Source organism: Segetibacter sp. 3557_3 (genome assembly GCF_004354985.1).
GTDB lineage: Bacteria > Bacteroidota > Bacteroidia > Chitinophagales > Chitinophagaceae > Segetibacter.
Genome location: NZ_SMSK01000004.1, coordinates 101534 through 114988 on the forward strand (window position 1 = coordinate 101534; position 13455 = coordinate 114988).

Annotated in this window: 11 protein-coding genes; 7 read left to right on the forward strand and 4 right to left on the reverse strand. The window is 43.8% G+C overall.

All coding sequences use genetic code 11. The features are described from left to right. Window positions 1-140 precede the first annotated feature (140 nt). The 4 genes from EXU57_RS08410 to EXU57_RS08425 all read right to left on the reverse strand — a co-directional run bounded on the left by EXU57_RS08410 (window position 141) and on the right by EXU57_RS08425 (window position 2139). Window positions 141-575, reverse strand: a complete 435-nt coding sequence (locus EXU57_RS08410; protein WP_133267752.1) for an acyl-CoA thioesterase — start codon at window positions 573-575, stop codon at window positions 141-143. Between the two features lie 85 nt (window positions 576-660). Then, the gene (locus EXU57_RS08415) at window positions 661-873 is read right to left on the reverse strand and encodes a hypothetical protein (RefSeq protein WP_133267753.1); all 213 of its coding nucleotides are present in this window, start codon (window positions 871-873) and stop codon (window positions 661-663) included. 129 nt (window positions 874-1002) lie between these two features. Beyond that, a complete protein-coding gene (rdgB, locus tag EXU57_RS08420; RefSeq protein ID WP_207955434.1) occupies window positions 1003-1587 on the reverse strand; it encodes an RdgB/HAM1 family non-canonical purine NTP pyrophosphatase in 585 nt (194 codons plus the stop codon). A 9-nt stretch (window positions 1588-1596) separates the two neighbouring features. Further along, entirely contained in the window at window positions 1597-2139 is a 543-nt protein-coding gene (locus tag EXU57_RS08425; protein WP_133267755.1) for a hypothetical protein, read from the reverse strand. Between the two features lie 65 nt (window positions 2140-2204). Between EXU57_RS08425 and EXU57_RS08430 the strand changes: the two genes are divergently transcribed. The 7 genes from EXU57_RS08430 (at window position 2205) to EXU57_RS08460 (ending at window position 13415) form a co-directional block, all read left to right on the forward strand. After that, window positions 2205-3272: a branched-chain amino acid aminotransferase gene (locus EXU57_RS08430; protein ID WP_133267756.1), complete on the forward strand. Its 1068-nt coding sequence runs from the start codon at window positions 2205-2207 to the stop codon at window positions 3270-3272. A gap of 266 nt (window positions 3273-3538) precedes the next feature. After that, window positions 3539-3919 (forward strand): 30S ribosomal protein S12, encoded by a 381-nt coding sequence (rpsL, locus tag EXU57_RS08435; protein WP_133267757.1) that lies wholly within the window; start codon window positions 3539-3541, stop codon window positions 3917-3919. A gap of 62 nt (window positions 3920-3981) precedes the next feature. Then, entirely contained in the window at window positions 3982-4449 is a 468-nt protein-coding gene (gene rpsG / locus EXU57_RS08440) for a 30S ribosomal protein S7 (protein WP_133267758.1), read from the forward strand. A 696-nt stretch (window positions 4450-5145) separates the two neighbouring features. Next, a complete protein-coding gene (fusA, locus tag EXU57_RS08445; RefSeq protein ID WP_133267759.1) occupies window positions 5146-7293 on the forward strand; it encodes an elongation factor G in 2148 nt (715 codons plus the stop codon). Between the two features lie 342 nt (window positions 7294-7635). After that, entirely contained in the window at window positions 7636-11010 is a 3375-nt protein-coding gene (locus tag EXU57_RS08450) for a SusC/RagA family TonB-linked outer membrane protein (RefSeq protein WP_133267760.1), read from the forward strand. A 10-nt stretch (window positions 11011-11020) separates the two neighbouring features. Continuing rightward, a complete protein-coding gene (locus tag EXU57_RS08455) occupies window positions 11021-12484 on the forward strand; it encodes a RagB/SusD family nutrient uptake outer membrane protein (protein ID WP_133267761.1) in 1464 nt (487 codons plus the stop codon). A gap of 19 nt (window positions 12485-12503) precedes the next feature. Further along, window positions 12504-13415, forward strand: a complete 912-nt coding sequence (locus EXU57_RS08460; protein ID WP_133267762.1) for a putative zinc-binding metallopeptidase — start codon at window positions 12504-12506, stop codon at window positions 13413-13415. Window positions 13416-13455 lie beyond the last annotated feature (40 nt).

Sequence of the window (13455 nt, forward strand, 5' to 3'; positions counted from 1 at the left end):
TCGGTTTATTGCAAGTCACAGCACGTGCTTTCAACTGATGCGTAAGCGAAATAGCAGGTCAGTGTAATCGTCTATAACTGTTAAATAGCCGGCTTTAGGATAGGCCTGTTCAAATGAAATTGCCTGGCTCGCCTAAGGTGTTATCTGTTGTTTAGCTTAAGTACAGCAGCTTCCGGTAATTTCATCAGTTTCTTGCTTGCATAATCATAACACAACATTCCTGTTTTTGCCTTTGCAGCAGACACCAGGCCGCCGTCCTTATCCAGCTCCAGCAGGTAGTGCAGGTCGAAGCCGAACTTGTCGAACCCTGTTGCAGCAACGGATATGCGAATACGATCAGCGTAATGAAGCTCATGTTTAAACTCGATGGCTACGTCAGCCATTATCAGGCCTGCTCCTTCAAAGCTTAACTCTTCGTACCCATGGTGTGCCAGGAACTGCTGCCGGGCTTCGTGAATAAGCGCTAAAAAGGTATCATTGCCAACGTGTCCGCCATAATTAAGGTCTGTTATCCGGATTGTCAATGCTGTAGTATAGCTGAACTCGTCGGCTAAATTTAACTTGATGCGTTCCATAAGGATTGTTAGTCATGGCAAGATACAGCAGCGCAGTTTAACCTGGCTGCCATACCTAAATAGTACGCACAAGCTGGCATAAATCTCAGCGATGCCCGGTTGAACGATTGATATGCTGATCTTGTTGATCCAGTGCACTCGCAATCCTGTCCCACACATGAGCAGGAGGAGTAACTGCTTTACGTTTCCGGTTGACGGCAGGCATTAACCCCTTAAACGCAAATGAAGCGGGATTTTCGGTTGAGTAGCTGGCGCGTTTTTGCGCAGAGATGGTAGTGGGTAGTTGGATTGTTTTCATGAATTATTGTATTGGGTGTCTTTATTATATAGAGTATTAGCGTGTAATTGTCTCAGATACAGAAGACCAGTACAATAACAGATGTTAGCAGGTAAAGAAAGGTTGCAGTATTTTCTAAAAAAGAGAAAATTATTTCCCAGCAAGGGATAAGAAGGAGAGAAGTTGCCGCATTGCTTTCTTGCGGTGACTAAAACGGTTTTTCTCGTCAAGCGTCATTTCTGCAAATGTTGCGCTGGCGCCATCCGGAATAAAAACCGGGTCATAACCAAAACCCGCGTCCCCACTGGGTTTCAAGGTGATAGTTCCGTTGCAGACACCTTCAAACTGATGCTCTTTGCCGTCGAAGATTAGGGAGATGATGGTTCGAAAACGGGCTTTGCGGTTGTTAGTATCCGCCAGTTCGGCTAACAGCTTATTAACATTGTCGGTTGAACTGCTATGTTCGCCGGCATACCTTGCGCTTTTTACACCGGGCACCCCGTTTAAAGCTTCAACTTCGAGACCGGTATCTTCGCTAAAGCAATTGGAGCCGGTGAGCCGGTATATCGTTCCCGACTTTTCTGCGGCATTTTTTTCGAGTGTGTCGTGGGGTTCGGGTATATCGATATGAATGCCTGCATCCTTGAGTGAGATGATGTGGTACTCCCGCCCAACTATTGCCCTTACTTCTTCAACCTTGTTTGGATTATTTGTAGCAAAAACAATGGTACGCATCAGGCTTGTTTAGGAAAGATTAAAAGCTTTCTGCAGCGTTACCCACAACTTTGTTTTCAGCAACCTGCTGTCGGCCGAGGCTGCAATCATAAGCTTAAGCGCAGGAGAAGTGAAGTAGCTGCAGCCGTCGAAGTTTTGAACCTGGAAATGGGGAATGGTAAACGGAAGTTTTACAGCCGCCGGGTCAACATCGAACATTAAAACGTGTTTTGGTGAAAGTTGCCCGCATAACGCGGCGGCGCTTATTTCCTGGTTTGCTACGTTTATTACAGCAATGTCGCTCAGGTTTAACTGGCAGGCCTTGAGAATTTTTGTAAGAAAGTCCAGTTCGCTGTCGTTGATGAAAGGGGACTGGCTATCCTTCAACAAAACAACCACTTGCTTGTTATTCTGTCCGAGAAAACGGATTTTACCGGCTTCTTTTGTTGTCGGGGGCATGGAAACGACCGAGGAGACAGCTACAGAGGCAACGTTCCCGGGAATGTCGACGAGCACGTTTTTATACAGGTCTGCAATAAGAAAGGGGGGTAAAATAATTCGTTCTCCGGCCATACAATGATGATTTCCCGCCTGTCAAGGGCATTTTTTGTTTCTTTGCAAAAAACAAAAGTACTAATATGATTGAAGCGTCTGAGATAATTGTGCAGAAAGCAGCGAGCAGCAGGCTCAGCCAGGTGACACTAAAAAATGTTCCGTTCGGTAAATACTTTACCGACCATATGCTGGAAGCAGATTATGAAAATGGTGAATGGAAGGCGGTCGAAATTAAGCCCTATGCACCTTTACAACTTGACCCCGCAACCGCGGCGCTCCATTATGGACAGGCCATATTTGAGGGCATAAAAGCATACAAAGATATAAATGGCAGTATCGCCATTTTCAGACCTTTTGAAAACTTTCGTCGTTTCAATGTGTCTGCCGAAAGAATGCAGATGCCGGCGGTACCTGAGGAGATTTTTATAGAAGGAATGCGGGCACTGATCAACTTAGACCAGGCATGGATACCTGATCAGGAGGATCATTCCCTATACATCAGGCCATTTATGATTGCCACCGATGATGTAATTGGGGTTAAACCCTCTGAGAAGTACAAGTTTTTGATTATTTTAAGTCCTACAGGTCCCTACTACGACAAGCCAATGCGCATTTATGTAGAAGAAAATTATACCCGCGCGGCACCAGGCGGTATTGGTTTCGCTAAAGCCGCGGCAAATTATGGCGCGAGCATGTTGCCGACAGCCAAAGCAAAGGAACTTGGGTACGACCAGGTATTGTGGACCGATGCTTTTGAACACCGGTATGTTCAGGAGATTGGAACCATGAACGTTTTTTTTGTGATAGGTGATACCGCCTATACTCCCGATTTAAGCCAGGGGACCATCCTGGACGGCATAACCCGTGACAGTGTGATAACAGTGCTTGGCGACATGGGATTATCAGTTGTTGAACGGGAAATCAGCATCGACGAGATTGTGGCTGCCTATGCAGAGGGACAGCTTAAAGAGGTGTTTGGAACAGGAACCGCCGCGGTAATATCTTCTATCAGGGAGTTGCGTTACAAAGATTACGTTATGGAATTCGATGTATCAAAATGGACCATTGCGCCGGAGGTTAAGAGCCGGCTGGCCGCGATCAGAAATGGAAGCGCAAATGATGAGCATGGATGGCTTTACCGGATCAGTTAAGGTTTCGTGACTTTACCAGCCATAACCAAAATGCACTTACTTTTACCGGTTAACGTTTGACTGATTTTGGAAGCCTGTTTACATGAGTTCAACATGCTCAATGTGAACGACTAAGGCGACGGTAAAAAATTACAAGGAACATTTAGAAACATATATTTATAACAGCGGCAATGATTTTTTGAGTTGTGTAACAAATTATTTCAGAAACATTTTTGTTATTACAAGTTTAGCGATTACTTTTGCCGTCCGAAAAATTAAGGTTACAGATGCCTACAATACAGCAATTAGTTAGAAAAGGTAGAGAAATAATTAAAGCCAAGAGTAAGTCCAGGGCTTTGGATGCATGCCCGCAACGTCGTGGTGTTTGCACAAGGGTTTATACAACAACCCCAAAAAAGCCAAACTCTGCACTACGTAAAGTGGCCAAGGTTCGTCTTACAAACAAGATTGAGGTTATTGCATATATTCCGGGAGAAGGACATAATCTCCAGGAGCACTCAATTGTTCTGATACGTGGTGGAAGGGTTAAAGACTTACCAGGTGTGCGTTATCATATTGTTCGTGGTAGCCTTGATACTGCAGGTGTTAAAGACCGTAAGCAAAGCCGTTCTAAATACGGAACTAAAAGAGAAAAGGCTAAGAAATAGGCTTTCATTCATCCAACATTTGTCAATCTTCAGCAGCGCAGCTGCTATAAATAATACTAGATATGCGTAAGACGCAACCAAAGAAAATTCCTTTAGCACCAGATCCAAAGTTCAACGACAAACTGGTAACCCGTTTTGTTAACAACCTGATGTGGCAAGGTAAAAAGAGCATTGCCCTCACCATTTTCTACGATGCATTAGACAAAGTTGCTAAGCAAACAAACGAAGATGGATATGAGATCTGGAGAAGAGCACTTACAAATGTTACCCCTGCTGTTGAGGTGCGTAGCCGTCGGATTGGTGGTGCTACCTTTCAGATTCCTTCTGAAGTAAGGGCTGACAGAAAGGTTTCACTAAGCATTAAATGGTTGATCAGGTTCAGTCGCGATCGTAATGGTCGTAGCATGGCGGATAAGCTGGCTAACGAAATCGTTGCTGCAAGTAAAGGTGAAGGTGGTGCATTCAAAAAGAAAGAAGATACACACCGTATGGCAGAAGCAAATAAAGCTTTCTCCCACTTTAAGATCTAATAAAAGGCATCTTGAAAATATTAGCCGCCCATTGGGCGGCTTTTTTGTTTGGGGCAGTGTTGCGGGCAATCACGCCCGAATGGTTAGAATAGATCCAGGTAAACTAGCCACCTTTGAACAACGCGACATATGGCATTTCAAGAAAGCCAACCTTAAGATATCATATAACCCAATGTGGAGCAAGGGATGCGATCTGGCCGCCCTGTTACTTTTTAGCGTGAGAACCTCCTCAACTCAGGCACAACCCCCTGAACGAGCTTTTTTGAGCCCCGGCCAGCTTAAATAATAATTAAACATTTGCTACCTCTTTTTCTTGAGTTTTTCAGGTTCGGGCCGGCAACAGCAAAATAAATCTGGAGTTAAAACGTTAGCGTTGGTGGTTCGCAGGCGAATACACTCCTGGGCGCTGGTAGCAAGGGCAATGGCCGGACAAAACGAAGGGAATTCAACCTTTAGGATGCAAGTGTTTGTTAATAATGTTTTTGCCCGTATTTGCAACCTGTTCTTAATACCGGGGAATACTTAAATTTCATACCTTTGCGCTCCAAATTGAGGATTGTACACCGATGGACCAGTTAGATTTCCCTGCACAAAAGCTCCAACAGGGAAAATAGGATGAACGGAGCGTCGCAACGGCTGCCACATCACGGCTCTGCAGTTGACCAACAAAGTAATTAACAAACAAACATAAAAGTCATGGCGGACTTAAGGTATCAAAGAAATTTCGGGATAGCGGCGCACATTGATGCGGGTAAAACAACCACTACCGAGCGTATCCTATACTATACAGGTGTGAACCATAAAATAGGAGAAGTACACGATGGTGCTGCAACTATGGACTGGATGGCACAGGAGCAGGAGAGGGGTATTACCATTACTTCAGCTGCAACTACTTGTTTCTGGAACTTCCCAACCGTTCAGGGTGTAAAAACTCCGGATACAAAGCTTTACAAATTTAACATCATCGATACTCCGGGTCACGTTGACTTTACCGTAGAGGTAGAACGTTCATTACGTGTACTTGATGGCTTACTTGCCCTGTTTTGTGCAGTAAGTGGAGTAGAGCCACAAAGTGAAACCGTTTGGCGCCAGGCTAACCGCTATAAAGTTCCACGTATTGGTTTTGTAAACAAAATGGATCGCAGTGGTGCTGACTTCCTGAATGTAGTTAAGCAGGTGCGTGAAATGCTGGGTGCAAAAGCAGTTCCGCTTCAGTTACCAATAGGTGCAGAAGACAACTTTAAAGGTGTTGTTGACCTGATTACCATGAAAGGTATTATCTGGGACGAGGAAAGCCGCGGAATGACTTTCAAAGAAGTTGCCATTCCCGCAGATATGCAGGAGGAAGTTGACCAATACCGCCAGGAATTGATTGAAGCAGTTGCAGAATATGATGATGCGCTGCTCGAGAAGTTCTTTGACGATCCTTCAACCATCACCGAAGACGAAGTTCATGAAGCGATCCGCAAAGCAACCATCGATCTTTCTATCATTCCGATGATGTGTGGTTCATCTTTTAAGAATAAAGGTGTGCAAACTGCATTGGATGCGATCGTTCGTTACCTGCCAGGTCCACTGGACATTGAGGCAATCAAAGGAACAAATCCGGATACGGGTGAAGAAGTTATTCGTCACGCTGATCCAAAAGAACCATTTAGCGCACTTGCATTTAAGATCATGACTGACCCATTTGTAGGTCGTCTGGCGTTCTTCCGGGCATATAGTGGTCGTCTCGACTCGGGTTCTTACGTGCTGAACGTACGTACCGGACGTAATGAGCGTATCAGCCGTATTATGCAGATGCATGCGAACAAGCAAAACCCGGTTGATTATATCGAAGCAGGTGATATTGGGGCAGCAGTTGGTTTTAAGGACATTAAAACCGGTGATACCCTTTGCGACGAAAAGCACCCGATTACCCTGGAAAGCATGACATTCCCTGAACCGGTAATCTCGGTTGCAATCGAGCCTAAAACACAGGCCGACGTTGATAAGATGGGTATGGCAATCGCTAAACTGGTTGAAGAAGATCCGACTTTAAGGGTTAAAACTGATGAAGAGACCGGCCAAACCATCCTGAGTGGAATGGGTGAGTTGCACCTGGAGATCATCGTTGACCGTATGCGTCGTGAGTTTAAAGTTGAAATTAACCAGGGTGCTCCCCAGGTTGCTTATAAAGAGGCATTTACCAAAACAATTGAACACAGGGAAACGCTGAAAAAGCAAACCGGTGGTCGTGGTAAATTTGCCGACATCCAGTTCGAGATCGGACCAGCGGATGAGGAATTCCTGAAAGAAGGCAAAGGCACTTTCCAGTTCGTAAATGACCTTTTTGGTGGATCAATTCCAAGGGAATTTGTTCCGGCCATTCAGAAAGGCTTTGAAAATTCTATGAACACTGGTGTACTTGCTGCTTACCCAGTAGAAAGCATGAAAGTGCGGGTTTATGATGGTAGCTTCCACGCGGTTGACTCCGATGCGATGAGTTTTGAACTTTGTGCAAAAGGTGGTTTCCGCGAGGCGGGTAGAAAAGCAAAACCTGTTTTGCTTGAGCCAATCATGAAAGTTGAGGTTACCACTCCTGACCAGTACATGGGTGATGTAACGGGTGACCTTAATCGCCGTCGTGGTATGCTTGAGGGTATGGATAGCCGTGCCGGTTTACAGGTGATCAAGGCTAAAGTGCCTTTAAGCGAGATGTTTGGTTATGTAACCCAGCTCCGTTCATTGTCATCAGGTCGCGCAACTTCAACCATGGAGTTCAGTCATTACAATCCTGCTCCGAACAACGTAGCGGAAGAAGTTATGGCTAAACAAAAAGGTAAGTTGAAAGTAGAAGATTAATTAATTTGATCAGATAAAAGGAACCCTGCTGAAAAGCGGGGTTTTTTTATGCAATGCGGTTTGTGACGAGACGAACTTCCAGAAAGGTGTGACATGTTTGAGAATAGCGCTGTTGAACTCAGCGCTGAATGTGGCGTTAAGAAAGCATTAACATTATTTATCATGTTGTTGCTGTTCATACGTCATATTTGCCGCTCATACATATTCAGCAAATTCCACCCCTTCAAACAGGGTTTTTTCCACCGAGAATCTAATAATAAGCTGCTGCTTAAACAGCATATTTGCGTTTAGAATTGTCTACTCAGGTTTACATCAATCCACGTTTACAGAAAAAAATCAACTATGACTAAAAAAACGTTGGGGAATCCCAATGTAAAGCACCCCATGTGGCTAAGGTTAATCTACAGCGGTTTCCTTTCAGCCCTGTTTATGCTGTTTACCTTTCAGTTACACGCCCAGGGCACTACGGTAACGGGTAAGGTGGCAGACACCACCGGCAATCCCATTGCTGGTGTATCTGTTTCGGTAAAAGGAACGAAAAACGGAACTACAACGGACGCTTCCGGGGACTTTCGATTAAGTGCAGTTCCTTCAACGGGCACTCTTGTACTAACTTATGTAGGTTATGCATCTCAGGAAATTCGACTTACACCGGGACAAGCCGCTGTGCAAATCGTTTTGCGTTCAGCTGCGGGTAGCCTGGAAGGAGTAGTAGTTACTGGATTTCAGACGATTAGTAAAAAGAATTTTACCGGTGCAGCTGCCACGATTAAAGCAGACGATGTAAGATTACCTGGAGTAATAGACGTAAGCCGGATGCTTGAAGGTCGGGCAGCCGGCGTTTCCGTCCAGAACGTATCCAGCACATTTGGAAGTGCACCAAAAATCCGGATTAGGGGTGCTACTTCTATTAATGGGGAAAATAAACCGTTGTGGGTAATTGATGGAGTAGTTCAGGAAGATATTATCAATATCTCTAACGACCAGCTGTCAAGTGGTGATCCTACAACGCTGTTGGGATCGTCTGTAGCTGGTATTAACTCAAACGATATCGAAACCTTTGATATTCTGAAGGACGCAGCAGCAACAGCACTGTACGGCGCAAGAGCAATGAATGGCGTGGTCGTTATCACCACTAAAAAGGGGCGTTCAGGTAAACCAGTTATCAACTATACCGGCAATTTCAGCAGTCAACTCAAGCCGACATATAATAGCTATAACATTATGAACTCTGTTGAACAGATGTCTGTTTTAGCAGAACTTGAACGCAAGGGCTTCTTGACGTCAAATATATTAAGCCGCGGGAACTATGGGGTTTACGGTAAAATGTATGACATGCTGAACCAGCAGGATGCCAATGGTAATTTTCTGCTCCAGAATACTACCGAAGCTAAAAATGAATTTCTGAAAAGATATGCTTTAGTAAACACTGACTGGTTTGATCTCCTGTTTAGAAATTCCCTTACGCAGGAACATTCGTTGAGTATATCGTCTGGAGGTGAACGGTCGCAATCATTTTTTTCCACGAGCTTCTATAATGATAATGGTTGGACAATCGCTGACGATGTGAAGCGCTATACGCTGAATTTTAGAAACAACTACAACTTTTCTGATAGGTTATCAGCAGGATTTTTAACTCAGGGTTCCGTAAGGCAACAACATGCTCCCGGCACAGTTCAGCGGGTAAGTAACCCGGTTTCCGGGCAGTTTGAAAGAGATTTCGATATTAATCCGTTCAGCTTTGCGTTAAATTCCAGTCGTGCAATGACAGCTTATGATGAGAATGGTAAGCCGGAATACTTCAGGCGCAATTTTGCACCCTTTAATATTTTGGACGAATTAAAATACAACACCATTGACCTGAATGTTATTGACCTGAAATTACAGGGGGAGTTAGGCTATAAATTTTCAAAGACGTTGCGCTATGATTTCATTGGAGCATTGAGGTATGTCAAATCGTCGCGGGAACACCAGGTAACAGAAAATGCTAACATGGCGAATGCTTACCGCGCTGCAGGCACGGCGACTATAAGGGCTAATAACCAATTCTTATATACTGATCCGGATAATCCAGATGCAGAACCAGCGGTAGTATTGCCATATGGTGGTTTTTATAACCGGACCGAAGACCAACTGGTTAATTTTGATGTGAGGAACAGCTTGAACTACGTAAATACATTTGCAGCAAGGCATAACGTAAATATCCTTGTGGGTCAGCAGCTTAAATATGCCGACCGGCAAAATTTTAACAGTCGTGGTTACGGGTATCAATATGATAACGGGGGTGTTGTTTTTGCTGATTACCGTGCACTCAAACAGACTATTGAAGCAAATTTTCCTTACTATGGGATGAGCAAGGATTTCGATCGTTTTGCTGCTTTCTATCTTAACGGACAGTACACTTATGATCGCCGATATAATTTCTACGGAACAGTCCGCTATGATGGTTCCAATCGTCTCGGTTCATCACCTTCTGCCCGATGGCTTCCAACCTGGAGCTTTGGAGGTTCATGGAACATTGATGAAGAAGGATTTATGCAAAATGTAAGGGCAGTTGATTACCTGAAGTTGCGGGCAAGTTATGGCTTGACAGCAAGCCTAGGCCCTGCGACGAATTCAAATATCGTGCTTCGTAACATTAATACAAATCGGCCACCTACGGAAGTAGAGTCTGTGATTACCCTGGCTAACCTGGAAAATTCAGAATTGACCTGGGAAAAAAATTATACCACAAACCTGGGAGTAGATGCCGGCTTATTCGGGGGACGGGTAAACTTAAGTATAGATGCTTATGAGAGAAAAAGCTTTGATCTGATCAGCATTATTAAAACCTCAGGCATCGGTGGAGAGTCCTATAAAGCCGCCAACTATGCTGATATGCATTCAAGGGGTGCGGAATTGTTGATTGGAGGTCAGATCATCCGAGAGAAAAACTGGGGGTGGAGGACAAATCTTACTTTCGGTTACAACAAAACAAAAATTACTAACGTTGAAAACCGACCAATCATTTTTGACCTTGTCAAAGCCGAAGGCGGGAACCAGGAGGGATATCCTGTAAGCGGCTTATTCTCTATACAATATGCGGGTTTAAACCATGCAACCGGCGTTCCGGAGTTCATAGACGAGAGAGGCAAAGTGGCACATGCGGTATATCTTCAGGATGACTCTACTAACTATTTAAAGTATGAAGGCTCTGTTGACCCTACGATAACCGGGGGTTTCTCAAATACCTTTAATTATAAGGCCTTCTCTTTAAACATATTTGTAACCTACCAGGCAGGTAATAAAATCCGGCTTTATACCGCATTCAGACCAACTTATTCTGAGCTTGATGCAACGCCGAAAGAGTTTCTTGATCGTTGGGTAATGCCGGGTGACGAGGCCCGTACTAATGTGCCATCTATAATGGACGCCTATCAAAATTCACTTACCGGGGGTGATTATCCGTATAACAACTACAATTATTCGAGTGCAAGAGTAGCTGACGGAGGTTTTGTAAGGTTGAAAACAGTATCGCTCACCTATACTCTTCCTGCTTCCCTGCTTCGAAGTGGAGGTTTTCTCAAAAACGCAGCACTTACAGCAGCAGCCGTAAACCCCTGGTTAATCTATGCTGATCCTAAGCTTAAAGGGCAGGATCCTGAGTTCTTTAATTCAGGTGGTGTGGCTCAGCCAATTCAAAAACAATTCACACTTTCATTAAGAGTTGGTCTTTAAAAATCTAAAAATGAATAAAGTCGCTTTATATGTTGCATTTGCTTTTATGTTAACTGCAACCAGTTGTAAAAAGTACCTTGAGAAAGAGCCTGATAACCGGGCTAAGTTAACATCGCCCGAGAAGGTCTCTCAACTACTCGGCACGGCGTATCCATCTGCTAATTATATGGCCTTTGCCGAAGCGATGTCGGATAATGCTAACGATAAAGGAGCCGGAGTTATTAAAAACGTGAATGAAGACTCTTACTTTTTTAGGGATGTACGAGACAATGCCCAGGACACTCCGGAGTTCTACTGGTTTGGATGTTATGAAGCGATAGCTGCTGCAAACCAAGCTTTACAGGCCTGTAACCAAGCCCCCGACCCTGAGAATTATAAAGCTCAAAAAGGAGAAGCTTTATTGGCAAGAGCCTATGCTCATTTTATGCTGGTAACCTTTTTTTCAAAGGTTTACGATCCGTCGACCGCTGCTACAGATCCAGGTATCCCCTATGTTCTAGAACCCGAAACAGTGGTAATTAAGCAGTATGAGCGAAAGACTGTAGCTTATGTATATGAGATGATCGAAAAAGATCTTTTAGAAGGATTGCCCCTTATAGATGACAAAAGCTATACTGTTCCCCGATATCACTTCAATCGTGCCGCAGCGAATGCTTTTGCTACCCGATTCTATTTATTCAAAAAGGAATATAGCAAAGTTATCCAATATGCGAATACTGCGGTTCCCAATTACCTTGCCTCCTTGCGGCCGTGGAACACCACTTACGCAAACCTTGGCTTGAACGATGTTCCGCAAGTTTATTTGAAGTCTTCTGAGCCGGCAAATCTCCTCTTAATTGGTACTACATCGTGGTATGCAAATGGTTACGAATATGCAAGATATAGATACGGAATGGATGCAAGTGTGCAAGCACAAGTTCTACCTACTTCGGTTCCAGTTTCAGGTGGAACGTGGGGCTTTAGAACTGGTACAGTTGGCACAGGAAATATTGCGGTAACTAAATTAAGCCAGCATTTTGCATATGAATCTCCAACGTCCAATTTTGGTCGTGGATATGTGATGATCCCCGCATTTACAGTTGAAGAAGTTTTGTTCAACAAAGCTGAGGCGAGTGCATATACAGGGCAATTCACGCCAGCAATTGCTGATCTGAACATGTATTTGTCTACGAGGTTGGTTAGTGTCACACCTGGTGCCTTACCTGCAAACCGTACTTTAACGGAGGATAAGCTTGCTACATATTCAGGCACGAATAGCATTAGGGATGGATTGCTAAAGTTGGTTCTTAATTACAAAAGGGCAGAATTCGTCCAGGAAGGAATGCGATGGTTTGATATTTTACGGCACAATATTCCGGTCGTACATACCACAAAAACAGGTGAAACACATACGTTGGCAGCAAATGATCCACGCAGGTTACTGCAAATACCCCAATCTGCACTATTGTCCGGAGTTGCTCAAAATCCACGTTAATCAATTTTAAAAGAGAAGTATGAAGCTTATATATTTTTTACTGGTTGTATGTACAATCTCACTATCCACTTCGTGCAAGAAAGAAACGTTGAATTCCGCTGACGCCGAAAACATCCCAGGGCTTGGCGGAGACGTATGGGTCAAGGGGCCTCTTGACAAGTGGATTTACGATAACTTAACTATCCCCTACAATATTGATGTTAAGTACAAATGGGATCAGTTCGAGTTGGAATTGAATAAAACACTTGTTCCGCCTAAAGAAGAGAAGGTTATCCCGGTAATGGATGCTATACGAAAAGTTTGGATCGAGACATATATAGCAGAAGCCGGCATTCCATTTTTCAAGCAATACACACCCAAGTTTTTTTCCCTGGTCGGAAGTGCAAGCTATAATACTGATGGTTCAGCTACTTTGGGAACGGCAGAAGGAGGTAGAAAAGTGGTATTGTACCAGCTAAATTATTTCAGAACAAAAGGAATGCCTGGGTATGTAAGGTCAGACTCGTTTTTGATAAAGCAGATGTTCCAAACTATTCAACATGAGTTTGGACACATACTACATCAAAACACTTTATATCCACCTGAGTTCAAACGCATTGGCCAGAAGTTATATACGTCCGACTGGATTAACACAAATGATGCGGAAGCTAATTCAAATGGATTCGTTACCGCTTATTCAATGTCGGGACCTGATGAAGATTTTGTAGAGATGATAGCTATCATGTTAGTTGAAGGAAAAGCTGGATTTGATAGAATAGTAAACAAGATTCCTGCAGGAACAAGTGCTCTTGGTACTACCGATGTAGAAGCTAAAAAAAGCTTAAGAGACAAAGAAGCTATGGTTGTTAACTATTTCAAGCAAGTTTGGAGTATAGATTTTTATAGTTTACAGGCACGCAGCAGATCCGCAATCGAAGCACTTATTTATTAGTTAACTTCTGTTTTTCGCTTAATTTATTAATCATATCGAA